Source organism: Pseudoalteromonas sp. MT33b (assembly GCF_014117385.1).
Taxonomy (GTDB): domain Bacteria; phylum Pseudomonadota; class Gammaproteobacteria; order Enterobacterales; family Alteromonadaceae; genus Pseudoalteromonas; species Pseudoalteromonas lipolytica.
Map to the genome: position 1 here is coordinate 229,217 of NZ_CP059831.1, position 25,251 is coordinate 254,467.

The following is a 25,251-nucleotide window of genomic DNA, read 5'->3' on the forward strand; positions in this document are numbered from 1 at the left end:
ATGACCGCTAAAGCAGATAGGAATGATTCTTAGTTAATAAATATTCATTTGAATAGCTTTTTTTTCTACCACTATTCATGTTATTTATAGTGAATATAAAGTGCCTAACCGCAGCATGGATTTTCATCTATACTTAAAAGCTTTATAATTAACCGTCAGAATACTATAAGTACTGGGTAATGATTGTATTTAGTTTAATACTACCGAGTACTCTCACGTCACCAAGAGGGCAATATTGTGCTACAAGAATATCGTAAACACGTAGAAGAACGTGCCGCGTTAGGTATCGTACCAGCGCCACTAGATGCTCAGCAAACGGCTGATCTTATTGAACTAATTAAAAACCCACCTGCAGGTGAAGAAGAGTTTATCGTTGATCTTCTTGTTAATCGTGTACCACCAGGCGTAGACGATGCTGCATACATCAAAGCTGGCTTTTTAGCGGCAGTAGCAAAAGGTGAAACAAGCTCACCATTAGTATCAAAAGAAAAAGCGGCTGAGCTATTAGGAACCATGTTAGGTGGTTACAACATCGCACCTATGATTGAACTTTTAGACGACGAAGCGTTAGCGCCAATTATCGTTAAAGGTTTATCAAACACATTATTAATGTTCGATGCTTTCTACGACGTAGAAGAAAAAGCGAAGGCTGGTAACGAATTCGCGAAACAAGTTATCGAGTCTTGGGCAAATGCAGAATGGTTTGTAAATAAACCAGCCGTTGCTGAAAAAATCTCTGTTACTGTTTTCAAAGTAACGGGTGAGACAAACACTGATGATCTTTCACCTGCACCTGATGCATGGTCTCGTCCAGATATCCCACTGCACGCTTTAGCTATGCTTAAAAACGAGCGTGACGGTATCAACCCAGACAAGCCTGGTGAAGTTGGTCCAATTTCACAACTAGAAGAGCTTAAAACGAAAGGGTTACCGCTCGCGTATGTTGGTGATGTAGTTGGTACGGGTTCATCGCGTAAATCTGCAACTAACTCAGTGCTTTGGTTCATGGGTGATGATATCCCTCACGTACCTAACAAGCGTGTTGGTGGTGTATGTCTAGGCGGTAAAATCGCGCCTATTTTCTTCAACACGATGGAAGATTCTGGTGCATTACCAATCGAATTACCTGTTGATGAACTAAACATGGGTGACCAAATCGATATCTTCCCTTACGAAGGTGTGGTTAAGCGTCACGGTACTGATGAAGTTATCTCAACGTTCTCTTTAAAATCAGACGTAATTCTTGACGAAGTGCGTGCTGGTGGCCGTATTCCACTTATTATCGGTCGTGGTCTAACAGACAAAGCGCGTGCATCTCTAGGTCTAGAAGCAGAAGATATCTTCCGCAAACCTGCTCTTGTTACTGACTCTGGCAAAGGCTTTACGCTTGCACAGAAAATGGTTGGTAAAGCATGTAACATGCCTGGCGTACGTCCTGGTCAATACTGTGAGCCGAAAATGACTACCGTTGGTTCGCAAGATACAACAGGTCCTATGACACGTGACGAACTTAAAGATCTAGCATGTTTAGGTTTCTCGGCAGACTTAACAATGCAGTCTTTCTGTCATACATCAGCATATCCTAAGCCAATCGATGTAAACACTCATCATACGCTTCCTGATTTCATCATGAACCGTGGCGGTGTATCACTTCGTCCAGGCGACGGTGTAATCCACTCATGGTTAAACCGTATGTTATTACCAGACACCGTAGGTACGGGTGGTGACTCGCATACGCGTTTCCCTCTAGGTATTTCATTCCCAGCAGGTTCGGGTGCGGTAGCATTCGCAGCTGCAACAGGTGTAATGCCACTTGATATGCCTGAGTCAATCTTAGTACGTTTCAAAGGTGAAATGCAGCCAGGTATCACGTTACGTGACCTAGTACATGCTATCCCTTACTACGGTATTAAAGAAGGTCTTCTAACTGTTGAGAAGAAAGGTAAAATCAACGAATTCTCTGGTCGTGTACTAGAAATCGAAGGTGTTGAGCACTTAACAGTTGAGCAAGCATTTGAGCTTTCTGATGCGTCAGCTGAGCGTTCAGCGGCAGGTTGTACCGTTAAACTTTCTAAAGAATCTATCGCTGAATACCTTGAGTCAAACATTGTCATGCTTAAGTGGATGATCTCTGAAGGTTACGGTGATGTTCGTACTATCGAACGTCGTATTAATGCAATGCAAGAGTGGTTAGCGAACCCAGAGCTTATGGAAGCGGATGCCGATGCAGAGTACAAACACGTACTTGAAATCGACCTAGCTGAAATCAAAGAACCTATTCTTTGTGCGCCAAATGACCCAGATGACGCACGTTTACTATCTGACGTTACAGGCGAGAAAATCGACGAAGTATTCATCGGTTCTTGTATGACTAACATTGGTCACTTCCGTGCTGCGGGTAAACTTCTTGATGGCTTCAGCGGTCGTATTCCAACTCAGTTATGGGTTGCTCCTCCAACGAAGATGGATAAAGATCAGCTTACTGACGAAGGTTACTACGGTATCTTTGGTCGTGTAGGTGCGCGTATTGAAACTCCAGGGTGTTCATTATGTATGGGTAACCAAGCACGCGTTGCTGATAAGGCGACAGTTGTGTCTACGTCTACTCGTAACTTCCCTAACCGTCTTGGTACTGGCGCAAACGTATTCTTAGCATCAGCAGAGCTTGCAGCGGTTGCTGCAATTCTAGGTAAGCTGCCTACACCGGCTGAATATCAAGAGTACGCAGATAAGATCAACGCAACAGCAGCTGATACTTATCGCTACCTGAACTTCCACCGTATGCCTCAATACACTAAAAAGGCAGATCAAGTAATTGTTCAGCAAGCTGTGTAATAAGTAACTAATTGAGTTTTACTGTAAAAGGCCCGCATTATATATGCGGGCTTTTTTATTAACTTTTTGTTCAGTTTTATTTGAAATACTAATACGTTTGTCTACACTGATTAATGTAAAAAGTTAATTAGTGTAACTTAATGTTTAAAAGTGTAACCAAGGAAGGGCTGCATCTATTTCTTGGCGACGCAGACTCTGTATTTCAAGGAACTGAATAATGAAAGCACTCCTTTTTCTACTCCCATTTAGTAGTTCTGTATTGGCAGTTAACCCCTCTTTTAGTGAAGTTAGAGTAGGTTTCGAAACAATTAGCTACAGCGAAACTTTAAATGATGTTGCAGGCTTTGGGAAACTTAATCAATCTATTGATGTAACAAACCCTGCCGTACGGCAAATTTCATACACAGGTATCGATGATAACTGGGGCTTTTATATTGAAAGTGCTGCAACAATATCCACAGAAATTGAAACTGAGACGTGGTACATGGATGACTTTGGTGCTATTCAAGAAAATGCATTTAAAACGAAAGCGAATGAAATAGGTTTTAAGGGGGCGTATAATTTTTCTCAAACAGTGCAATTTACACTAGGGACAAAGTTTTTTACTTCTAGTTTCACGCGTTCGAATTTTGCATTTGTACAACCCGGTGCAACAGCATTCGACGAAGCATTAATCGCATTATCAGATGATCCAAATAATCCCGCGCGATTTACATTACCCGGTATGAATTCAGGTAATAATACAGGAGAGCAGCAGGATTATGCTTCGCAGTTACGTCCGGTTATTTCGGTTTCTGAAGATCAAATGGGGATCTTGCTGACCATAGGAGCGCGTTACGATAGTCGCTTGCAAAAGAGTTTTAATAAATATAGTTGGTATATTGAAACTGAATTAAGTACACCTATGTATTCTGAGATTCAGAATACGCAATTTGAAACCTCGACACTCACCGATAGCTTTAATGGTTGGGGTGTTATGGGGCGGGTAGGAATGCGATATCAAGTACTGTCTCATATCGCATTGATTGGTGGAATCGATGCTCAGTATAAGTCACGTGATATTGTGACCAAGAATCTAGAAAACGGTCAACGCCTTCGTGTACCTGAAGTTGAATACAGTAATGTATCGTTTGCATTAGGCTTACAATGGAGCTATTAATACTCGGTGATTCACTTTTTTAATGAGACTGTACATTCCGATAAGCAGATTACGCGAGTGAATTTGTAAGTGTCTCAGATACGACGACCATAACTTATTGAGTAAACTAAAAGCCACGGTTCGCTGTGGCTTTTTATCAACTTCACATTGTCTTGTTATTTAGCGGTTTGAAATAGGTACCCTAAGCTTAAACGGTGTATTTCAGCACTTTTTATTTTTTTAGATTAAACTTCTAAAATAAGAATGAAAACGATCTTAAAATTAAACAATAGACCGGTTGTGTTTACATAAAAACGCAAAATTTCCTCATCAATTGCATTAAAATCCTCGTCAATATTCTCAACGTATTAAGGCGAGATCTTTATGACTACATTAAACAACCAGAATCTTTTACAACTTCGTTTTGTAAGCCAATCACATATTGACGCAGTAAAGCCTTCTTTTGCTAATTTACCCGCTAACCCATACGCAGATGGCGCATTTCGTAAACGTCGCTATTCGGTAATTAAAGTGGTTGATGGTGAATTAAAATTACAACCAACAAAAGCATTTGTTCAAGATGATTCAATCAATACGTTTCAAGGGAATGTAGAGCGTACCTATGAGAATCTTGAAGACAGCTTATTAGCCAGTAATGGCATGAAGCAAATTGTTAATCAATTCCGTGAAATGACCGGCATCAGTGCTGACCGTGATATTGAAATTCATCAATTTAGAATGCTTGCGATCGACAGTGACACACCTGCTGCACCTGAAGGAGTTCACCAAGATGGTTTCGACCATGTATGTGTCTGTGGTGTATCACATGAAAATCTCGAAGGCGGTGAGCTACTTGTTTACGAGAATCAACAAGCTGATCCTTGCTTTAAAATGGAAATTAAAGACGGCATGTTCGCACTCATTAATGACCGTGAAGTGTGGCACAACGCAACACCAATGAATAAATTAGATGCAAGCAAAGAGGGTTACCTTGATTGCTTCGTGCTTACTGCGTAAGGAAAATACGATGAACTTAACGCAATTACGTCGTCAATTTCCGGCATTAATGCAAAATGTGGCTGGTACATCGCCAGTTTTCTTAGATGGTCCCGGTGGCTCACAAGTACCGCAGTCTGTTTTAAGTGCCATGAGTGCGTATTTAGGTTATTTCAACTCAAACCTAGGCGGTGCTTTTTTCTCAAGTGATAAAACTGTTGAGCTAATGGCGGATGCTCGCCAAGCAGCGGCAGACTTACTGAATGCGCCTTCTAAAGAGCAAATCGTGTTTGGTGCTAACATGACAAGCCTCACGTTTAGCTTGAGCCGTGCGATTTCTCGAGATTGGACTGCTGATGATGAAATTATTGTCACTAACGCAGATCACTACTCAAATGTATCCTCTTGGCAGCAAGCAGCTGAAGATAAAGGCACATTAGTTAAAACGGCTTTAATTAACGAAGCCGATTGTAGCTTAGATATGGCTCATTTTGAGAGTTTATTATCAAGTAAGACAAAACTCGTTGCCGTGACATATGCATCAAACACCACTGGTTCAATTAACGATATTAAACGTGTTGTCGAGCTTGCCCATACTGTTGGTGCTCTTGTATACGTGGATGCAGTTCACTTTGCACCGCATGAGCTGATTGATGTTCAAGCACTTGATTGTGACTTTTTAGCATGCTCTGCCTACAAGTTTTTTGGTCCTCATTTGGGTCTTGTATACGGTAAACGTGAGCATTTAGATGGTTTCACCCCGTATAAAGTAGAGCCCGCGAAAGACGTCATCCCAGGCCGTTGGGAGACGGGGACACAAAGCTTTGAAGCTTTAGCAGGCTTAATTGCTGCCGTTGATTACATTGCTGCTATTAGCGAGTTGGATGATAGTCATTCGCGCCGAGAAAAATTAGCGGCTGCTTTTGCTATTACTAAACAACATGAAATGACGCTCAGTAAGCATTTCTTAACTCGCTTAGCCGATTACTCACGTATTAAATTGTTTGGTATTAATGACGTTACGCGCTTATCAATGCGTACTCCAACCTTTGCATTAATCTTTGAAGGCATTGAACCGCGTGTTGTATCTGAATTTTTAGGTAAACATCACATTTGTGTATGGGATGGCAACTTTTATGCACAAGGTTTATGCAAGCAATTAGGTGTATTAGACACGGGGGGTGTAGTGCGTATTGGTTGTATGCATTACAACACAATTGAAGAGCTTGATCAGGTGTTCGATTTGTTTGATCAGTTATTAAAAATAAATTAATACCTTTAAACATGATGCTACAACGTGGTTGTAGCATCATTTTCTTGTGACTTTCTTTTACAGCGCTTTAAAACGAATCGCGACACCACCACTTGTGGCAAGTTTTAAAGTGAGTTTATCGCTTGCAGACACAATGCGTTTCTCTACTTTTAAGTCGTAGGGATTGTTAACCCATTCAGCTTTATCGCCATCACGGTAAATTTGCGCCTCAAAGCGTTTACCTTTCTCTAAAAAGTCGAGTTTAACTCGCAGTGTACGTGCATTTTCATCAGTGACTGCACCTAGGTACCAGTCATTGCCTGAATAGTGATCGCGTTTACGCTCTTTGCGTGCAAAGACAACGTAATCACCTACTTCACCTTGCAGCGCAATACTGTGTTGCCAATCTGTAGGCACATCTTGAATAAATTGGAACGCATCCGGTTTTGCTAAGTAATTGCGTGGTAAGTCAGCAGCCATTTGAATAGGGCTGTACAGTACTACGTATAACGCCAGTTGCTTTGCAAGTGTTGTTTGTGGACGATTACTATCAGCACCCAACCCATTGAACCCCATATCAAAAATACCAGGGGTGAAATCCATTGGTCCCGCTAACATACGTGTGAAGGCAAGCATTGGAATATGCTCCGGTGGATTAGGCGGTGTGCCCCAAGCATTAAACTCTTGGCCTCGCGCGCCTTCACGTGCAATCCAGTTTGGATAAGTGCGGCGTAAGCCAGTATCTTTAATGGGTTCGTGAGTGTTGATGCTGATTTTGTGCTTTGCTGCAAGCTTCACGTTATAAAGGTATTCATTCACCATGAATTGACCATCGTGCCACTCTTTACGCACTACGCCATTTTCATCAACACGTTTAATATTGCCACCGTCTGCAACATAGCCCGTTTTTACTTGGCTTACGTTTGATTTTTCATACAGGGCAAAGGCATCTTCCATTTGGTTACGATAATTAGTGACATTCCCCGAGGTTTCGTGATGACCAATTAGCTGTACACCTTTCTCTTTGGAGTAGCGAGTAAGCTCTGCAATATCAAAGTCGTCATAGGGTTTGGTAAAACTGAATACATCACCGTTATAGAACCAGTCGCCATCCCAACCAATGTTCCACCCCTCGACAAGTACACCATCAAAACCATATTGTGCGGCAAAGTCCATATAGTATTTGGTGTTTGCGGTCGTTGCGCCGTGAATTTTTCCACTTCCCCACGTATTTTCATTAATATGCATACCCCACCAAATACCCACATATTTACCGGGCTTAACCCAAGATACATCACCGAGTTTATTTGGTTCATTAAGGTTGAGAATGATGTCAGAGTTAATTAAATCAACCGCTTCATCCCCAATTTGAATAGTACGCCACGGCGTGTTGAATGCGCCATGTTTCTTAACGGCAACCCCATCGGACCACGGTGTTAAGTCAGCTTGGAAAGTACCATCACGGCGTTGGTTTAATACCATACCCGCGTAATCGACCAGCGCAGCTTCGTGGATGCTGATATGAACACCTTCTTTGTTTTTAATAGTAAACGGAGTGTGTACTAAAGGGGCTTTGTGAACAGGCGTGGTGTTATAAACATATTCGTATCGATTCCAACCGCGAGCAGGTATCCACCATGCAGTTGCATTGGCTGAATCGGTGATTGCAAATTCAGTGAGCTCTTTGGTGATCTCTACATCTTCAAAACCTGATTGATTCGGTAGTTCGTAGCGAAAACCGACCCCATCATTAAAGGCACGAAAACGCACGGTAAAGGTGCCACCTTGGGGTTGTGGCTTTTTAAAGGTGACAGCAACTTCGTTGTGGTTATCAACTACCGTTTGGCGTTCACCCCAAGGTTGTTCCCAGCTGCTTTTTACAGAATTAGTCGTTTGGCTGCTAATTTTATAGCCTTCACTCATTGCAGGTTGTTGTTTAAAAACAAGTCCTAAAGCAGAGTGTGCAATAACTTGCTTTCCCGCAAAGCTGATTTCATAGCTAGGGGTGTGTTGTTCATCAGAAATCGTGACTTTAATTTGCCCATCAGGCGAACTGACCGTGGTAGTGTGTGCTAAACACGTCCCTGAGAAGGCTGCGAGTAGTAAGGCTGTATATTTCATTATTATTCCTTGGCGATGCAGAATATGGATTGTTGTCGTATATGTTCCTATAAGCTTTAAGCATAAATTGACTTGCCTGCTAATACGAGTGATCTGCATACGTATTCAATTTTCAGGTTGTAATAGCCGCCTTAATTAAATCGCCTCATTTTGTATTTTTAATTTCGCACACTTTTACTATTTTTCTACTAAGATCTTAAGGAATGAACTGGTTTCGAATTTGAATTAGGAAAACGTATGAAGTTACAGAGTATTCGTGTCAAAAGTTCACTGCCCATTGTGTTGCTTGGGGTCGCTATTATTATATTAATAGCTGGCTACAGTTATTTAATTAACTTACAAAAAGAAGCCATAGATACGCAATCGGAGCGATTTTTAAATGCGGTATCAGTTATCGTGAATGCAGATCGAGATTTGTATCAAGCGAAAGTGGCAGAGCTGCATTTAGTGACAATGGATAAAGGTGATCAGTCTTTTCTAGCGGAACATCAAGAAAATGCTGACCAAGTGCAAGAACGCTTTGAACAATATTTATCTTACATGTCACCTTATCCAGAAGTGTTAGCACAGTTTCGTAATTTTAATAGTGCTTTTGATGCATGGTATTCGGCATCGACAGCCTATATTAATAGCGCAACCAGTGCGTCTCAAAATCAAATGGCAGAACAGTCCTTTTCGGCGCTTCGTGACATTTTAGATAAAGCGGGTGAGGTGGCAGAACAAACCTCGCAGTCCGAAACTGAAAAGCTAATGGATAAAATCACAGGTTTTAAAGCATTACTAATGATAATGATTGCCGTGGTATTAGTGGTTGCGGGTTGGTTTAGTTATGTCATTCCACGACAGTTAACGACCCAAATGAATTATGTTACTGAACGAATAAATGAAATAGCGTCTGGTGATGGTGATTTAACTGGGCGTATTAATGTTAAAACCCAAGATGAGTTTGCAGATTTAGCAACCGCGTTTAATCGCTTCTTGGATAATTTACAGCAATTGATAAAAGACATACTCGAACAAGCCAAAGAATTACAAAGTCTCGGTCATGATCTAGATTCGTTTTCAAATCAGAACCATGAAGTTAATCAAAAGCTTAGTCAGGCATCCGAGTCAATTGTGAGTGCAGTACACGAAATGAGTGTTGCAAGCCGTGAAGTCGCAAATGTGGCGCAACAGTCTTCTCATGAAGCAGATAATTCTCAGCAATTGGCTAAGAAGGGGTTATCAGCGGTTGATAATTCCAGTAAGAAAATCGTTGCTTTGTCTGAGAATATGGATCACGCAACGCAGCGCTCTACCGAGTTACAACAAAGCTCAGATAATATAGCGAAGGTACTGGAAGTGATCCGTGCAATCGCAGAGCAAACTAACTTACTGGCACTAAATGCGGCAATCGAAGCTGCGCGTGCCGGTGAGCAAGGTCGGGGCTTTGCAGTGGTTGCCGATGAAGTAAGAACATTGGCAACGCGTACTCAAGAAAGCACGAACGATATTCAAACCATGGTTGAACAATTTGCTTCAAGCGTTGAGCAATCTTTGCAGGCTATAAACAGTGGTAAGCGTTTTGCCGATGAAGCTGTTGAATCATTCACACAAACGAATGACGTGCTTAATGCGATGCAAGCCTCATCGGTAAAAGTGAATGATATGGCAATGCAAACAGCACAAGCCACTGAAGAGCAAACGGCTGTTGCAGATGAAATTAGCCAGAATTTATCTGATTTAAATGATCAAACCCAACAAGGAGGCGGCTTGGCAAGTTCAACACAAGAAGTGGCAAACCGAATGAATCAGCTCACCAATGAGCTAAATCATTTAGTGAACCGTTTTAAGGTGTAATGCCCCTCTGCGTAGACTATTCTAAAGGAATTAAAAAAGGGCTCAGCGAGCCCTTTTTAATCAATAAACAACCTTACCTTACTTTTTCTCAAAAGCGCGCTTCATGTAGTTAGGTGTTGCTAGTGCGCCGTAGTGAATACCAGCGTTGTAGTATTCAGTTCCTTCAGATAGTGTATTCGCGTCGTCTTCACGAAAGCCATCAAATGCCTGTGATTTACGTGCAAGAGTAACTGACCATAAACCGCTTGGGTAAATTGGTTGTGGAAATGGCAGCGTTTGTAGGTCATTAAAGCCCACGTCTTTCATCGCGTCACGCATCTCAACTAATAAAGGCATGTGCATAAGCGGTGATTCACTTTGTTGAATGAGTATGCCGCCAGGACGAAGTGCTGTTAGACAACTTGTATAAAAAGCATGGTTGAATAACCCTTCACCTGGGCCCACCGGATCGGTGCCATCAACAATAACCACGTCAATTGATTCTGGCGCAGCTTCACGCATGTATTTAATGCCATCATCAAACATCACTGTGGCACGCGGGTCTTGGTTTGACTCACATAATTCAGGGAAGTATTTAAGCGACATTTGCGTTACAACTTCATCAATATCAATTTGCGTGACGCTTTCAACACCAGGGTGCTTTAATACTTCACGCAATGTGCCGCAGTCACCGCCACCGATAATCACTACATTTTTAGGATTAGGGTGCGCAAGAAGAGCAGGATGGCTGATCATTTCGTGATAAAAGAAGTTCTCACGGCTACTTACCATTGTACAACCGTCAATAATCATAAGATTACCGAAGTCAGTTGTTTCATACATCTCTACTTTTTGAAACGGCGATTGCTGTTCATCAAGCTTTTTGTTTATACGCAGTGAAAAGGCGCTACCATCACGGTCACTAATTTCAGTGAACCAGTTGTTTTGATCTAAATTAGCCATCTTGCTTATACACTTTTAGTTAATGGTAAAAAAGGGGGCAATTCTGCCAGTGCTTGGCCAATTGCTCAATCAAATTTTAATCAGTATAGCGAATATTTTTTATCACTTTGGCATATAGGGCAATTTTTGTTAGCGTGGTAGGCGCGAGCGTATTAAAATGCGCGTTTATATTTAACGAATTTACAGAAGACATGGCCATGACTTGGGGTTTAGACAAAGCACGCGAAACGTATAATGTTGCTCATTGGAGTGACGGTTATTTTGATATTAACGCACAAGGTGAGCTGGTCGCTTACCCTGACGGTGATCAAACTAAATCTGCAATTTCTTTATCTGAACTCACCGAGCAATTTAAGAAACAAGGTCTTACCTTACCTGTTTTAGTTCGCTTTACTGATATCTTGCAAAATCGTGTTGATACGCTGACAAGCGCTTTTACTAAAGCTCGTCAAGCTCGCGACTACCAAGGCACTTATACGTGTGTTTACCCAATTAAAGTGAACCAGCAACGATCGGTCGTAACAAAGCTACTTGCTCACCCAAGTGGTTTAGTGGGTCTTGAAGCGGGTTCTAAACCTGAATTAATGGCAATTTTAGGTGTTGCCAAAGAACCGATTACCATTGTTTGTAATGGCTACAAAGACAGTGAATTTTTACGTTTAGCGTGCATCGGTCAAGGTTTAGGTCACAAAGTGCATATTGTGGTAGAAAAACTGTCAGAACTTAGCACCTTATTAGCTGAAATTGATGACTTGGGCATTGAACCATCGATTGGTATTCGTATTCGTTTAAACTCTGTGGGCAAAGGCAAGTGGCAGAACACGGGGGGTGAAAAAGGTAAGTTTGGTTTAACTGCTGGGCAGGTGCTGTCTGCGGTTGAATTACTTCAGTCGCGAAACAAATTACATTTAATGCAATTGGTGCATTTTCATATCGGTTCTCAAATTGCCAATATTCGTGACATTCATCGCGCACTTCGTGAATGTGCACGTCATTTTGCCGAACTAACCCAGTTAGGTGTACCACTTAATACCGTTGATGTAGGTGGGGGTCTAGGCGTTGACTACGAAGGGTCTGGTTCACGTAGTGCGTGTTCTATGAACTACAGTGTTGATGAGTATGCGCGTAATGTTGTGAATGCATTTGCAGAAGTGTGCCAACAACATGACTTAAAGCAGCCTGCAATAATCACCGAATCAGGGCGTGCGCTAACGGCGCATCACGCGGTATTGATTACCGATGTGATTGATGTCGAGCGTGCGCCAAATCATGTAAATCCAACTCCGCCAGAGTCAAACAATGTTTTAGTGCTAGATGAAATGTGGCAATGCTTACAGCGCTTAACACCTCGCATGGCGCTGGAGATTTATCATGATGCAATGCATTTATTTAGCGAAGCACATGATCAATATGTCCATGGTCTTCTGACGATGCTGGAATGGGCGAAGCTTGAGCAACTTTATTTTACTATTTTACATCGCGTTCGCGCTTCACTGAGCGACAATGCGCGTGCACACCGTGAAGTGCTCGACGATTTAAATGAGAAGCTTGCCGATAAGTTGTTTGTTAACTTTTCACTGTTTCAGTCGTTGCCAGATGTGTGGGGGATCCAGCAATTATTCCCTGTAATGCCTGTTGAAAATTTACATAAACCACTCACTCAACGCGCGATCATTCAAGATATTACCTGCGATTCAGACGGTCAAATTCGCAATTATGTTGAGGGAACCGGTATTGAAAGTAGCTTACCTATCCCTGAGTATAAATCAGGTCAGCAGTACCACATTGCCATGTTTTTAGTCGGGGCTTATCAAGAAATCTTAGGCGACTTACATAATTTATTTGGTGATACCGATTCAGTGCACGTAGAGCTGACAGAGGCTGGCTACCAATTAACCAATGCGATTAAAGGCGACAGTGTTAAGGACGTATTAAAGTTCGTTGATTATGATAGCGATATTCTGGCTGCCAACTTCGCAAAACGTGTGGATGAGCTGGAAATTGATGCGCAATCTAAGGCACAATATTTGTCTGAATTAAATGCGGGCCTTGCTGGCTATACGTATTTTGAAGATTAAAGGTTAAAGGAATAAGTAGTAATGTCCGTTATTCGTTGTGTATTGAGTATTTTATTTTACACCCTAAATACGCTGTTTTGGTTCGTGCCTATTTTTTTGTGTGGTTTGGTTAAACTCATTCCAATTAAACCATTACAAAAGTTGATGAGTTGGATTGCTAAGCAATGTGCCACAGTGTGGGTTACGTGCAATGGTATAAACCAAAATGTATTTGCTTCTTATCAACTGAATGTAACGGGCCTTGAGCAACTTCGTTCAAAAGACTGGTACTTAGTGATTGCTAATCATCAAAGCTGGGTTGATATTTTAGTCATGCAGCGTATTTTTAATCGCCGTATCCCGTTTTTAAACTTTTTCTTGAAAAAGGAATTGATATACGTTCCTTTTCTAGGGCTTGCATGGTGGGCGTTAGACTTTCCGTTTATGACGCGTACTAGCAAGTCACAGCTTAAGAAAAATCCAAAGTTGCGCGGAAAAGATTTAGAAACAACGCGTAAAGCCTGTGAAAAATTTAAAGAAATGCCAGTAAGCATCGTAAATTTTGTGGAAGGCACGCGCTTCACCGCTGAAAAACATGCGCGTCAAAAGAGCCCTTTTCAGTACTTATTAAAACCGAAAGCGGGTGGTGTGGCGTTTGTTATGCAAGCTATGGGTGAGCAGATCTCAAAAGTTGTAAATGTCACCATTCACTACCCGGGTGGTATTCCAAGTTTTGTGGATTTTGCCAGTGGCCGAGTGAAGCAAATCGATGTTCGCGTTGAAGTGATGGATGTCAGTCCTAATTTAATAGGTGATTACACTGGTGATGCAGACTTTAGAGTGAATTTTCAAGCGGAGTTAAATCGTATTTGGGAAGAGAAAAACCAGCAGCTTGCCCAGTTTGAATCGCAAGCTGAGTAGATGCTGCTGGCACAGCTGAGAGCACACATATGTTAAAGAAATTTTTACCTAATTGGTTAACCGGATTGTTTGTCAGTATTGTGCTGTTTGCCAATGTCATTCTTTGGGGAACCCTTGTGTTGCTGTTTGGTGTGTTGAAACTTATTTTACCATTCAACATCATTAGTCACATTTTGCATGGTGCTTATCGGGGATGGTGCAAAGGGAATCGTTTTGCTCTGTGGCTAGGTTGCCCGAATATTGAAATTAATATTAAAGGCAATGTTAATCGCGATAGCTGGTACTTACTTATTTCTAACCATATGAGTTGGTTAGATATTGTGGTGCTTAGTGCGATTGATGTATTACCGGCGCCAAAGTTTTTTCTAAAAGATGAGCTAAAGTACGTGCCTTTTATTGGCACGGGTGCGTGGGCGATGGGAATGCCTTTTATGAAGCGTGTCAGTAAGTCGCAGCTGGCTAAAAACCCAAAGCTTAAAGGCCTTGATGTTGAACGTACCAAGCGAAGCTGTCGTGATTTTCGTAATCACCCAACCACCATTATTAATTTTGTTGAGGGGACACGTTTTACCCCGCAAAAGCATACAAAACAGAACAGTCCATTTGGTTATTTACTCAAGCCGAAAGCGGGAGGGATTGCGTTTGCGCTGGAAGTGCTGGGTGAACAGTTTGATGCGTTACTTAATACTTCTATTATTTACCAAGGTGAGGGCAGTCATATTTGTCGCAACTTAATGCGTGGCCGATTAACGCTCATTAAAGTAGATATACATGTGCAGGCTATCAGTGCTGAGATGATTGGTGATTATCAACATGACCGTGAATTTAGAACCGCATTTCAGCAACGAATCAATGAAATTTGGCTTCAAAAAGACGCGCAATTATTTAATTATTATCAGGCCAAACAAGGTAGTCTGGTAGCAAATATCAGTAAGGAAGTTGAAGCACCATGAAGCAAACTCACCTGCAACAATTGGTTATGCCTTGGTTTGAAGCAATGCCAGATGCGGAGCTTTTCAGTGCGCTGACAGCCACCGCAATTGGTGTGATTGCTTTATTGCTGGTGTATGTCTTTACTCGGCGCTTAATGCTTCCTGGAATACAAAGTGTTGTAACGCGCCTTTCGCCAGAACGCATTGGTGCATTAGCACCCATGCTAACTAAACTTAATAGACGTTTTGCAGGAACCTTATGTTGCGTGTTGTATTTAGCAACATTCGACAATGTTTACCCTGTCACAGAGGTGGCAGCGTTAGTTTTAAAAACCATTGGTCAAATTGTTCTGATTATTTATGGCGGTTTTATCATCAGCAGCATTGTCAGTATTGCTGGGGGCATTTATAACCAGCTGGAGTTTGCCCGAGAAGTGCCCATACAAGGTTTGATTCAAGTTGTGAAACTGATCACCTTCATGATCTGCGCTATTTTGATCGTCAGTATATTACTTGAAAAGTCGCCCACCTATATTTTATCTGGTTTTGGTGCCATTGCAGCGGTGACCTTGTTAGTGTTTAAGGACACTATTTTGGGGTTTGTTGCCAGTATTCAAATTGCTGCTAATCGCTTAGTTACTTATGGTGATTGGATTCAAGTTGATAGCTATGGCGCTGATGGTGAGGTTATCGACCTTGGTTTGAACACGGTAAAAGTGCGTAACTGGGATAACACGATTACCACCATTCCTACCTACATGTTGGTGGCCGGTTCATTTAAAAATTGGCGGGGTATGCAGGAGTCGGGTGGTCGTCGAATTAAACGCTCTTTAAATATAGATATGAACAGCATTCGTTTAGTTGATGAGGCTTTCCATACGCAAATAAATAGCGCGATACCTCTGCACGACTACATTCGTGTGACAACGTTACCTGATCCTGTTACAAATTTAGGTTTATTTCGTCGTTATGCTGAAGGATACTTGAAACAGCATGAAAGAATTAACCGTGATTTGACCCTCATGGTGCGAGAACTTCAGCCATTTAATCATGGCTTACCAATTGAGTTTTATTGCTTTAGCGAAGACAAACGTTGGATATCGTACGAACATCTACAAGCAGAGATCATGGATCACCTGCTTGCAGTATTGCCTATTTTTGGATTGCGCCCATATCAGAGTGTGACGGGGCAATTTTCGGCTAATGAGCAGCATGTCGTAGATAAACCAAGTATTAAAGTGGTTAACGCGGCGCCTAAAAGTAAAGACTAGAGCGACTGCACTGCCAAAGCGATACCAATAAAGCCAAGTAATAACCACCAAATAGGGGGCTTAGCGACCCTTAACCATGTGAAGGCTGTAACCACTAATACAATCTGCCATATGTTGTTGATTGTGCTGAGCCAAATCGGCGAGTAGAGTGCTGCCGCTAAAAAACCGACTACCGCAGCATTGAGAGCGGCAATACTGCCAGCAAAGCGTGGTTTATCAGCCAATTGTAGCCAGCTTTTTAAAAATGCAAGCATCAATAAAAAGCCCGGTAAAAAAATCAATAGCGTCGCAATAAGTGCTCCCAATAGGGGAGAATGAGGTGTCAGTTCAGCCCCTAAGTAGGTCGCTATTGTAAACATAGGGCCAGGAATTGCTTGTGCACTGGCATAGGCTGACAAAAACTGCTCGGTTTCAAGGCTTGGTATGCTTGCTTGCAAAATAGGTAGCACAACGTGCCCCCCACCAAACACCATCGCTCCTGTTTGATAAAATGGAGCAAATAGTGAGGACCACTCGCCAAAGGGTAAAAAGCTCGCGATAAGCAATACTGCAAAAATGATAAAAGGTAACCACGATACTTTAACGGGTTTACTTACATTCTCATGCTGAGGGAGTTTATGTTGTGGATAAAGCCAGCCAATAATCGCAGCTATAATTAACACAAAAATTTGGCTGGAAAACTGTGAAAAAATAATCAACGATAACGTGCTTAATACCGCGATAAGTTTAAGTAAATGTGTTTTACAAAAGCTCACCGCCATACTGTAAGTTGCATCAGCGACAATAACGATGGCAAATAATTTAAGTCCCGCAATAACAGCAAAATAAATGTTACCAAATTGGTGGGCACTCAGTGCCAAAAAAAACATAATTAAAAAAGACGGTAGAGTAAACCCAATAAAGGCACACAAACCGCCCAATAGACCGCCTTTCTCAACCCCAATCGCAAAGCTTACTTGGCTTGACCCAGGACCCGGTAATGCTTGGCTTAAGCTTATTAGTTGTGCGTAGCGCTCGCTATTTAACCATTTTAAGTTATCGACAAAGTGACGTTTAAAATAGCCTAAGTGCGCTGCGGGGCCACCGAAACTCATGCAGCCTAATAAAAAAAATTGCTTAAATATAACTAGTAACATTGTTTTCGCCATCGAATCTAATCACCTAATTATGACAAATTTCTATGACATTTTTGTGGTTTTTATGACATACACATCGCTAGGATATATAGTAAGGTATGAACGTAGTAACGAGTAACCCTATGAGACTGAGTATCGTAAGCCTATTATTAGTACTTATATCAAGCTCCTTGTATGCAGAACCTGTGCAGAGGGTTATTGTTGCGGTTGATCATTCTCCTCCCTACGGTGTTGTGTCTGAAAAAGGGCATGTGAGTGGCGCGGTGGTCGATATTATGCGTGAGCTGCAACGTACCATACCGATGAAATTAGAATTTGTCGCTTGCCCATTTTCTCGCTGTTTAAAAATGCTCGAACAAAATGAAGTGGATGTGATGGGCGGGTTAATTCGTACCAGCGAGCGTGAGCAAAAAATGCAGTTTATGTCTCCTCCGTACATGATGTTGTCTTCTTCTTTTGGGTTCTATGCAAGAGCAGACCGTGACATCGTTATAAATCGTTACCAAGACTTGCTAGGAAAGCGCATCGCGGTCATGCGAGGAGCCGCTTATTTTTCGCGTTTTGATAATGACAGCTCACTCACTAAAGTGGAGGCTTTGAGTGAAGGTAATGCGTTTGAAATGCTGCTTAAAGATCGCGTCGAACTCGTTATTTCAGTTGAAGATACCGCGGATCATGCCTCGGGTTATTTACAACTCCCTTCACAGCAGATCGTCAAAATGCCTTATCGCTATAAAGACATTATTTACGGCCATATGGCTGTTAGTAAACAGTTTGCCGACACCTCGTTAGCAAAGGAAATTCAATCTCAGTTACACGCTCTTGTACGTAATGGACGTTTAACAGAATTAGTTAAAGCGTATAACCTACCAGCTGTTACACTTATTAAAGAGAACTATTAACCTAATGTTCATGATTTAGTGTTCATAATTGTTAATAGATCAAAATTACTAAATGCCATGGAGAGACACATGAGTTTCAGCAAGTCGATTTTAACAGTGGGTGTTTTAGCCGTTTTATTAACGGGGTGTGAAACAACTAACACAGGTAAAGGTGCTGCAATCGGTGCCGCAACAGGTGCGGTATTAGGTAAAGCAACAGGCGATCATGATGATAAGCGTATCTTTATTGGTGCGGCCATTGGTGCGTTAGCGGGTGCTGCTGTCGGTGACTACATGGATAAGCAAGAAGAAGCATTCCGTGACGAGCTAGCAGGCTCGGGTGTTGAAGTGGTACGTGAAGGCGATAATATTCGCTTAGTTATGCCATCAAACATCACTTTTGCGACAGATCAATCTTATATCTCATCAGGCTTTCACAGCACCCTTGATGCCATTGCACAAGTGATGAACAAATACGAAAAAACCTACTTAAGTGTTGAAGGTCACACTGATAGCACAGGTAAAGACAGCTATAACATGACACTGTCGCAGCAACGTGCGCAAAGTGTTAAAGATTATTTAGTTAATCATCAAATTATGTCGGCACGTATTAGCACACGTGGCTATGGCGAAACACGCCCTGTAGCGAGTAATGATACAGCCAATGGTCGTGCTTTAAACCGCCGTGTAGAGATTCAAATCGTACCAAACACACAAGGTTAGGCTTAATGTAGTCTAGATTTGTGGTCAGGTTTGATATGCCCTTTCAAACCTGACATCCTTCCTTGAATATTAATCTCGATTAAATTGCAATTCGCAAAGCTGCTTATACAGTGGGTTACTGGTCAATAGCTGCTGGTGTGTACCTGTCGCTATAATTTCACCCTTGTCCATTACCACGATGACGTCTGCATGTTTTACGGTGGCTAAGCGGTGGGTAATAATGAGTGTTGTTCTGTCTTTCATTAAGTGCTCGAGTGCCGCTTGCACATGAGACTCGCTTTGTGCATCAAGTGCGCTGGTTGCTTCATCGAGTAATAAAATAGCTGGGTCCTTTAAAATAGCGCGAGCAAGCACAATCCGCTGCTTTTGCCCACCAGAAAGACGTACCCCTTGTTCACCTAAAAAGCTGTGATAGCCCTGCGGTAGCTGCGTGATAAATTCATCGGCGTGTGCATATTTGGCTGCCGTGAATACCTGCTCGTCACTCGCATGGGGATTGCCATAGCGAATGTTATGCATAACATCGCAGCTAAACAAAATGGGGTTTTGTGCCACCATGCCCATTTGTTGGCGTAAACAGTGAAGGGATAATTCTTTAATATTAATGCCAGCTAATGAAATACTCCCTGCGCTCGGATCGTAAAATCGTTGCAATAATTCAAATAATGTTGTTTTGCCTGCACCAGAGGGACCAACAATGGCGACTGTTTGGCCCTGTTTTACTTCCAAATTAAGTGTACTAAGTGCTGCTTTATCGGGTCTAGATGGATAGTTAAATGATACATTGTCAAAACGAATAGCAGGATGGTCAGCTTTATTTAATTCGAGCTGATCATCTTTATTGTGTGCGGGGTTTTGAATCATACTTTCAACAGCGAGCAGCTCTAACAGTCTTGCTGCCGCACCTGCTGCGCGTTGTAACTCACCGTACACTTCGGCAACTGTTGCAACCGACATAGCCACCATAATGGCATAGAATACAAAGGCACCTAGCTCGCCGCCCGTCATGGTACCCGCGAGCACATCACTGCCGCCTACCCAAAGCATCACGCTGATGGCACTAAAGGTTAGAAAGATCACTGCAGCAATTAAAAGTGAGCGTTGTTTAATACGACTTTTTGCGACTAAAAATGCTTTATTCGTTTCTTCAGCAAAAGCCGCTTTTTCGCGCGCTTCATGACTAAAACTTTGTACGACCTTAATATTTTGAATAATTTCGCCTGCATAAGTACTGATATCGGCAATGGCATCTTGGCTCGAACTTGCTAGTTTACGCACTTTACGACCAAAAATTAGCATAGGAACTAACACCATAGGTACACAGGCAACGACCACTAAGGTTAGTTTTAAATTAGTAATTAGCAGCATAGCAAGGCCACCCACTAACATTAAGCTGCTACGAAGCGCCATAGAAAATGATGAGCCAATAATCGATTGCAGCAATGTGGTGTCGGTGGTGAGTCGTGACATCAGCTCGCCGCTACGGTTTTCTTCAAAGTAGCTTGGGTGTAACGTTACAATTCGCTCGAAAATCGCGTTACGAATATCATTACTGACTCGTTCACCTATCCACGACATTAAATAAAAACGACAAAATGTGCCGATTGCTAATAGGCTGATAAGGCCAATAAGAACCATCACTGCTTGTTGAAGTTGTTCTTGAGAGCCTGCAATAAAGCCATGATCAATAACAAACTTCACTCCTTGGCCGAGTGACAAGTTAACGCCTGCGGTGAGTAATAATGCCCCAAGGGCTGCAAATACCACCCATTTGTAGGGCTTAATAAACGCTAAAACGGGTAACAGGCTACTGAACGCGGCCTTTTCTTTGTTAATTGCCATGCTAGATTCTTATTTGTGAATAGGGTATAGATATGGTTATCATCGCTTTAAAAATCAACAGTAAAATAAGGGATTAGTATGGAATCAACAGTGATAAGCGGTCAATTTAACGTGAAATTAAACCCAATTGGGGGGTATGCGACAGGTCAAGATGGCGTGAATCTTGGCCGTATGTCGATAGATAAAACGTTTACAGGCGCTCTGGAAGCAACTAGCCAAGGAGAGATGCTGAGCGCAATGACGGCAACCCAAGGCAGTGCAGGATATGTTGCTATTGAACAAGTGGTTGGTAGTCTGAATGGCAAACAAGGTAGCTTTGTATTACAACATTTTGGCACCATGGATAAAGGCACAGACAGGTTAATTTTAGAAGTCGTGCCAGATTCAGGCGCTGGTGAATTGGTGGGGCTTACGGGTAAAATGGCAATCCGCATTGAGGCGGGAATTCATTACTATGATTTTGAGTATGAGTTAACAAGCTAATATGCAAAAAATTATTGAATTTAAAAAGAAACGTTTTCTGGGTGGACTTGATATCACTGCGTTAAATCAGAAAGTGTACGAGTTAGGCCAATCTGGCTGGCAGGTTAAAACAATCACCACAGCCACCGGTTTTTATGGTCAAATAACGGCCGTTTTATTGTTAGTAGAGAATAATGAATTATGACACTCACAGAGTGGTTGAGTTTAGTGTTAATTTGTATCATGGGTGCTATGTCGCCAGGGCCAAGTTTAGCGGTTGTGTTAAAGCATAGCCTTCACGGTGGTATGAAAAACGGCATGCTGGCGGCCGTGAGTCATGGTGTGGGAGTGGGGTTTTATGCGAGCGCCTCTTTGCTTGGATTAGGTGCACTGATGACCAAGTTACCTACACTTTATAACGTACTCGTGTATGGTGGTGCCGCCTACCTTGCTTATTTAGGTATACGTATATTACTGGCAAAACCCAGTTCGCAAGCCGTGAAAGTTGAACAAGCCATACCTAGTCAACGCGCTGCGTTACAAGATGGTTTTGCTATTGCGTTTTTGAACCCCAAACTTGCGGTGTTCTTTTTAGCGCTCTTCTCACAGTTTATTGACCCAGAAAATCTCACGTTACAGGTTGGCTTGATCATGTGCTTAACTGTATTTGTACTGGATACTGGCTGGTATTTGTTGGTTGCCTTACTCACAGAAATATCAAAAAAGCGCTTTGGTTTTACTAAAGCGAATCCACTTTTTGAAAAACTACTCGGCATGATCTTTATCGCACTTGCAGTGCGTGTCGTGATAACACTTTAAAGCTCTCTATTGCTCCTCTCTCAATAGTAAAACGTGAGAGGAGCTCCTGCTTATCCCCAGGAAACGTATAGTGCATACGTATTCATCACACAATATTTACCTTTTGGTTACACTTTGTTGGTTGTTTTTTGACAACAAGAATAAACATAACGCCTCCAATGACAACAGAGTGGGAATCCAATGGGGAAATTTAAGCTAAGTGCATTAATGCTGGCAATGGTTGCAGCAAACAGTGCTATGGCAGCGAACGAAGCAGAACGCACATCTGCAAAGGAACTTGATCCTGAGCTTGAAGTAATCGAAGTGCGCGGCTTTAGTCGCAGTTTAATTCAATCATTAAACCAAAAACGTTTTAGTGACACCGTATCAGAGCAGTTATCTGCTGATGACTTAGGTGCACTTCCCGATGTATCTATGGCAGATGCATTAACACGACTACCGGGTATTTCGGCGGTACGAACAGGTGGCCAAGCTGCCGAAATTAATATTCGAGGTTTATCTGGTGGATTCGTGTTTTCGACTCTCAATGGTCGAGAACAAGTATCGACCAGTGGTAGCCGTAGTATTGAGTTTGATCAGTATCCGTCTGAGTTAATTAGTTCGGCAGCTGTGTATAAGTCACCCAAAGCATCATTAATCGAAGGGGGCGTTGCCGGTACTGTTGAGTTACAAACAGCCAGCCCACTGGATAATGACCAGCAACACAAATTTACCGCTAATGTACGCGGTATGTATAACGATCGTGCTTCAGAGGTTTTTGATGCCACTGAATATGGCGACCGTATTAGCTTTTCTTATCAGGGCAAGTTCTTTGATGATACCCTCGGTGTCGCGCTAGGTTATGCTCGCTTATTCCAACCTAGTGTTGCCACCCAGTTTATCGGTCTAGCATATAACGGTAATAAAGATGTTGACGGACTTGCAAATGACATCGATGGCCCTGCAGATAACCCCGCTAATGAATATATCAGTGAAGGTTTCGAGCTTCAGCATTTAGGTGGTGAAGAAACGCGTAATGGTTATTTAACATCGATTGAATGGGCACCAACCGATAACTTTAAACTGAAAGGTGATGCGTTTTTATCTCGTTTTGATAGCGAATCATTTGCCCGTGGTTTTCGGGTTAAATTTGGTGGCCCGTCAGCTGTCTATGCGAACCCCTTACTTGACGGCAATGCGGTAATCGGTGGGGCAATCAACCGCACATCAAATAGCTTTACCCGTGTTGAAATAGTCAATGATGATAATCAAGATTTTGATGAAGTTGATAGCTATGGAATTAACGCTGATTGGCAAGTAACCGAGCGCTTGAATGTCAATGCTGATGTGTCGTTATCACGCGCGAAGAGTAATTTCCGCAATGGCTTACTTTGGGCACTGGTAGCGGAAGACGCTACAATTGATAATCCGGTATTTGATACCAATGTGTCACTAAATTATCAATTAAACGGTCTTGATTTACCTGATATTGGTTTTAATCAAGCTGATGCATTCAGCGATATTGATCGCGTTATGCTTAGTAAATACGGCATTTACCCGTATGAAAATGAAGATGAAGTCAAAGCGTTCCGACTCGATTTTAAATATGAGTTAGAGAGTAACTGGTTTAGCTCAATTGAATTTGGTGCGCGTTACTCAGACCGTGAGTACAGCAATAACCGGTCAGTGTTTGAATACGGTAATGACGGCGCATTCTCAGCCACTCAACCTCCACTTCGTTTGACTGATGACATGACCACCGTGGTTGATTGGCAGGGTGAGTTTAGTTATTTCCCATCATACTTAGCGATAGATTTGGATAAAGCACTAAACGCGTGGTTCCCTAATGGCATCCCACAACCTGTTCAAACTTGGGGTAACGCTGAGGGGGTTGTTGATTTAGATGGTGATGGTGAGCCAGATACACAAGGTTATACCACTAACTACTCATGGACCATGCTACAAAGTGGTTCAGTGTATGAAGAAGTGGTATCAGCGTATCTCATGCTCAATATTGATACCGAAATTGGCAAACTGCCTGTCACAGGTAACATTGGTATTCGTCGTGTTGATACGGACCAATCAGCGACGGTGCTTGAAAACGTTGGGAGTGATCCTCAACTCGGTGCGCAATACATTGTCGATGATAACGGCATTGTTAACGACCTTTATGCACCAAACATATTAGGCATTAAATACACAGACTACCTACCTTCATTAAACCTTAACTTTAAAATCAGTGATGCAACGCAAATTCGTTTTGCTGCAGCAAAAGTGATGGCACGTGCTCCGATTAACCGTTTAGCGGGTGACGCCAGTGCATCGGTTAATAATGATGGCGAAATTAATGGTTCAAGTACGAATAACCCATTCTTAAAACCTTTCTATGCGAATCAATACGATATTTCTTATGAGCAATACTTTGAAGATACGGATGGTGCCTTAGTCGTGGCGGCGTTCTATAAGAATATTGATTCATTCATAGATACGATAGCTATTGAAAACTTTGATTTTAAAGGGAATGGCTTCAACGTCCCTGAGTACATTGTCGACCCTGTAAGCGGTGAGCAAATCGAAACGACGAATGGTGTGTACACAACTGCGGTTAACAATGCTAAAGGGGGGTATATTCGCGGGATTGAGCTTGCTTATACGCAAGTTTTCTCTTTCTTGCCATCACCGTTTGAAGGGCTAGGGATTAATGCCAGTTATTCGTATACCGAGAGTGAAGTGCAATCAATCACCGATTTAGGTGGTGATTCTGTTTCGCAAGACTTACCGGGTCTCTCAAACAACGTCTTTAACGGGACACTTTTTTACAGCTACGAAAACTTTGAAACACGCTTAAATGTGCGCTATCGCGATGATTTTGTCTCTGAGCAAGTTGCTGTCAATGAGCAAGTGGTGAACTTTGATGCGGAAACCGTTATCGATTTCCAAACATCGTATCAGTTCACAGATTCATTTGGCATGTTATTACAAGTGAATAACCTGACTGATGAGCCTACACAAAGCTACTTCGGTACAACCAGTAAAACAGGGACCACGCAATTCTTTGGTCGCCAATTTTACTTAGGTTTTACCTATAACCATTGATCAGTAAGC

At 42.2% G+C, this 25,251-nt stretch carries 19 protein-coding genes; 15 read left to right on the top strand and 4 right to left on the bottom strand.

What is annotated here, in order from left to right; genetic code table 11:
• The first annotated feature begins 237 nt into the window (after positions 1 to 237).
• The 4 genes from acnB (at position 238) to H3302_RS01140 (ending at position 6,242) form a co-directional block, all read left to right on the top strand.
• Positions 238 to 2,835, top strand: coding sequence for a bifunctional aconitate hydratase 2/2-methylisocitrate dehydratase (acnB, locus tag H3302_RS01125; protein ID WP_065978931.1), 2,598 nt, complete (start codon positions 238 to 240; stop codon positions 2,833 to 2,835).
• A gap of 217 nt (positions 2,836 to 3,052) precedes the next feature.
• Positions 3,053 to 3,994: a hypothetical protein gene (locus tag H3302_RS01130; protein WP_075594170.1), complete on the top strand. Its 942-nt coding sequence runs from the start codon at positions 3,053 to 3,055 to the stop codon at positions 3,992 to 3,994.
• A gap of 363 nt (positions 3,995 to 4,357) precedes the next feature.
• The gene (locus tag H3302_RS01135; protein ID WP_180311307.1) at positions 4,358 to 4,990 is read left to right on the top strand and encodes a 2OG-Fe dioxygenase family protein; all 633 of its coding nucleotides are present in this window, start codon (positions 4,358 to 4,360) and stop codon (positions 4,988 to 4,990) included.
• 10 nt (positions 4,991 to 5,000) lie between these two features.
• Positions 5,001 to 6,242, top strand: a complete 1,242-nt coding sequence (locus tag H3302_RS01140; RefSeq protein WP_182396017.1) for a cysteine desulfurase-like protein — start codon at positions 5,001 to 5,003, stop codon at positions 6,240 to 6,242.
• Between the two features lie 57 nt (positions 6,243 to 6,299).
• On the opposite strand, the gene H3302_RS01145 is transcribed toward H3302_RS01140, so the two are convergent.
• Positions 6,300 to 8,342 (bottom strand): glycoside hydrolase family 97 protein, encoded by a 2,043-nt coding sequence (locus H3302_RS01145; protein ID WP_182396019.1) that lies wholly within the window; start codon positions 8,340 to 8,342, stop codon positions 6,300 to 6,302.
• 237 nt (positions 8,343 to 8,579) lie between these two features.
• On the opposite strand from H3302_RS01145, the gene H3302_RS01150 reads away from it, so the two are divergent.
• Positions 8,580 to 10,181, top strand: coding sequence for a methyl-accepting chemotaxis protein (locus H3302_RS01150; protein WP_182396021.1), 1,602 nt, complete (start codon positions 8,580 to 8,582; stop codon positions 10,179 to 10,181).
• A 78-nt stretch (positions 10,182 to 10,259) separates the two neighbouring features.
• Here the strand turns inward: H3302_RS01150 and speE are convergent, their stop codons facing one another.
• Positions 10,260 to 11,123, bottom strand: a complete 864-nt coding sequence (speE, locus tag H3302_RS01155; RefSeq protein ID WP_065978382.1) for a polyamine aminopropyltransferase — start codon at positions 11,121 to 11,123, stop codon at positions 10,260 to 10,262.
• 197 nt (positions 11,124 to 11,320) lie between these two features.
• Here speE and speA point away from each other — a divergent pair, with 197 nt between their 5' ends.
• Genes speA through H3302_RS01175 form a run of 4 tightly spaced genes read left to right on the top strand, consistent with a single transcriptional unit; the run spans position 11,321 to position 16,304 of the window.
• Positions 11,321 to 13,201, top strand: coding sequence for a biosynthetic arginine decarboxylase (speA, locus tag H3302_RS01160; protein ID WP_036974291.1), 1,881 nt, complete (start codon positions 11,321 to 11,323; stop codon positions 13,199 to 13,201).
• 21 nt (positions 13,202 to 13,222) lie between these two features.
• Complete coding sequence (locus H3302_RS01165; protein ID WP_036974093.1) at positions 13,223 to 14,101, top strand: acyltransferase; 879 nt, start codon at positions 13,223 to 13,225, stop codon at positions 14,099 to 14,101.
• A 29-nt stretch (positions 14,102 to 14,130) separates the two neighbouring features.
• Positions 14,131 to 15,054 carry an acyltransferase gene (locus H3302_RS01170; RefSeq protein ID WP_182396023.1) on the top strand — a complete coding sequence of 308 codons (924 nt, stop codon included), beginning with the start codon at positions 14,131 to 14,133 and terminating at the stop codon, positions 15,052 to 15,054.
• Positions 15,051 to 16,304 (top strand): mechanosensitive ion channel family protein, encoded by a 1,254-nt coding sequence (locus H3302_RS01175; protein WP_036974091.1) that lies wholly within the window; start codon positions 15,051 to 15,053, stop codon positions 16,302 to 16,304. The genes H3302_RS01170 and H3302_RS01175 overlap by 4 nt, the downstream gene beginning before the upstream one ends.
• Here H3302_RS01175 and chrA read toward each other — a convergent pair.
• Positions 16,301 to 17,440, bottom strand: a complete 1,140-nt coding sequence (gene chrA / locus H3302_RS01180; RefSeq protein WP_036974289.1) for a chromate efflux transporter — start codon at positions 17,438 to 17,440, stop codon at positions 16,301 to 16,303. The genes H3302_RS01175 and chrA overlap by 4 nt on opposite strands.
• 98 nt (positions 17,441 to 17,538) lie before the next feature.
• Here chrA and H3302_RS01185 point away from each other — a divergent pair, with 98 nt between their 5' ends.
• Positions 17,539 to 18,342: an ABC transporter substrate-binding protein gene (locus H3302_RS01185; protein WP_051501976.1), complete on the top strand. Its 804-nt coding sequence runs from the start codon at positions 17,539 to 17,541 to the stop codon at positions 18,340 to 18,342.
• A gap of 69 nt (positions 18,343 to 18,411) precedes the next feature.
• Positions 18,412 to 19,044, top strand: a complete 633-nt coding sequence (locus H3302_RS01190) for an OmpA family protein (protein WP_036974089.1) — start codon at positions 18,412 to 18,414, stop codon at positions 19,042 to 19,044.
• 69 nt (positions 19,045 to 19,113) lie between these two features.
• Here H3302_RS01190 and H3302_RS01195 read toward each other — a convergent pair whose 3' ends face one another.
• On the bottom strand, positions 19,114 to 20,886 hold the full coding sequence (locus H3302_RS01195) for an ABC transporter transmembrane domain-containing protein (protein WP_182396033.1): 1,773 nt from the start codon (positions 20,884 to 20,886) through the stop codon (positions 19,114 to 19,116).
• Positions 20,887 to 20,964: 78 nt separating this feature from the next.
• Here H3302_RS01195 and H3302_RS01200 point away from each other — a divergent pair, with 78 nt between their 5' ends.
• From H3302_RS01200 to H3302_RS01215, 4 genes are all read left to right on the top strand, one after another.
• Positions 20,965 to 21,369, top strand: a complete 405-nt coding sequence (locus H3302_RS01200) for a DUF3224 domain-containing protein (RefSeq protein ID WP_036974086.1) — start codon at positions 20,965 to 20,967, stop codon at positions 21,367 to 21,369.
• Between the two features lies 1 nt (position 21,370).
• On the top strand, positions 21,371 to 21,553 hold the full coding sequence (locus H3302_RS01205) for a hypothetical protein (protein ID WP_036974085.1): 183 nt from the start codon (positions 21,371 to 21,373) through the stop codon (positions 21,551 to 21,553).
• Positions 21,550 to 22,167: a LysE family translocator gene (locus tag H3302_RS01210; RefSeq protein ID WP_036974083.1), complete on the top strand. Its 618-nt coding sequence runs from the start codon at positions 21,550 to 21,552 to the stop codon at positions 22,165 to 22,167. The genes H3302_RS01205 and H3302_RS01210 overlap by 4 nt, the downstream gene beginning before the upstream one ends.
• Before the next feature lie 180 nt (positions 22,168 to 22,347).
• Complete coding sequence (locus H3302_RS01215; protein WP_182396035.1) at positions 22,348 to 25,242, top strand: TonB-dependent receptor; 2,895 nt, start codon at positions 22,348 to 22,350, stop codon at positions 25,240 to 25,242.
• The last annotated feature ends 9 nt before the right edge of the window (positions 25,243 to 25,251 follow it).

What these genes read in the sequence shown, in the direction of transcription:
- H3302_RS01165 (WP_036974093.1), top strand. Translation starts at nt 13,223, where the DNA reads ATGTCCGTTATTCGTTGTGTATTGAGTATTTTATTTTACACCCTAAAT.
- speE (WP_065978382.1), bottom strand. Translation starts at nt 11,123, where the DNA reads ATGGCTAATTTAGATCAAAACAACTGGTTCACTGAAATTAGTGACCGT.
- H3302_RS01140 (WP_182396017.1), top strand. Translation starts at nt 5,001, where the DNA reads ATGAACTTAACGCAATTACGTCGTCAATTTCCGGCATTAATGCAAAAT.
- H3302_RS01205 (WP_036974085.1), top strand. Translation starts at nt 21,371, where the DNA reads ATGCAAAAAATTATTGAATTTAAAAAGAAACGTTTTCTGGGTGGACTT.
- H3302_RS01135 (WP_180311307.1), top strand. Translation starts at nt 4,358, where the DNA reads ATGACTACATTAAACAACCAGAATCTTTTACAACTTCGTTTTGTAAGC.
- H3302_RS01210 (WP_036974083.1), top strand. Translation starts at nt 21,550, where the DNA reads ATGACACTCACAGAGTGGTTGAGTTTAGTGTTAATTTGTATCATGGGT.
- H3302_RS01195 (WP_182396033.1), bottom strand. Translation starts at nt 20,886, where the DNA reads ATGGCAATTAACAAAGAAAAGGCCGCGTTCAGTAGCCTGTTACCCGTT.
- H3302_RS01150 (WP_182396021.1), top strand. Translation starts at nt 8,580, where the DNA reads ATGAAGTTACAGAGTATTCGTGTCAAAAGTTCACTGCCCATTGTGTTG.
- H3302_RS01190 (WP_036974089.1), top strand. Translation starts at nt 18,412, where the DNA reads ATGAGTTTCAGCAAGTCGATTTTAACAGTGGGTGTTTTAGCCGTTTTA.
- H3302_RS01130 (WP_075594170.1), top strand. Translation starts at nt 3,053, where the DNA reads ATGAAAGCACTCCTTTTTCTACTCCCATTTAGTAGTTCTGTATTGGCA.
- H3302_RS01175 (WP_036974091.1), top strand. Translation starts at nt 15,051, where the DNA reads ATGAAGCAAACTCACCTGCAACAATTGGTTATGCCTTGGTTTGAAGCA.
- H3302_RS01200 (WP_036974086.1), top strand. Translation starts at nt 20,965, where the DNA reads ATGGAATCAACAGTGATAAGCGGTCAATTTAACGTGAAATTAAACCCA.
- chrA (WP_036974289.1), bottom strand. Translation starts at nt 17,440, where the DNA reads ATGTTACTAGTTATATTTAAGCAATTTTTTTTATTAGGCTGCATGAGT.
- H3302_RS01170 (WP_182396023.1), top strand. Translation starts at nt 14,131, where the DNA reads ATGTTAAAGAAATTTTTACCTAATTGGTTAACCGGATTGTTTGTCAGT.
- H3302_RS01145 (WP_182396019.1), bottom strand. Translation starts at nt 8,342, where the DNA reads ATGAAATATACAGCCTTACTACTCGCAGCCTTCTCAGGGACGTGTTTA.
- H3302_RS01185 (WP_051501976.1), top strand. Translation starts at nt 17,539, where the DNA reads ATGAACGTAGTAACGAGTAACCCTATGAGACTGAGTATCGTAAGCCTA.
- speA (WP_036974291.1), top strand. Translation starts at nt 11,321, where the DNA reads ATGACTTGGGGTTTAGACAAAGCACGCGAAACGTATAATGTTGCTCAT.
- H3302_RS01215 (WP_182396035.1), top strand. Translation starts at nt 22,348, where the DNA reads ATGGGGAAATTTAAGCTAAGTGCATTAATGCTGGCAATGGTTGCAGCA.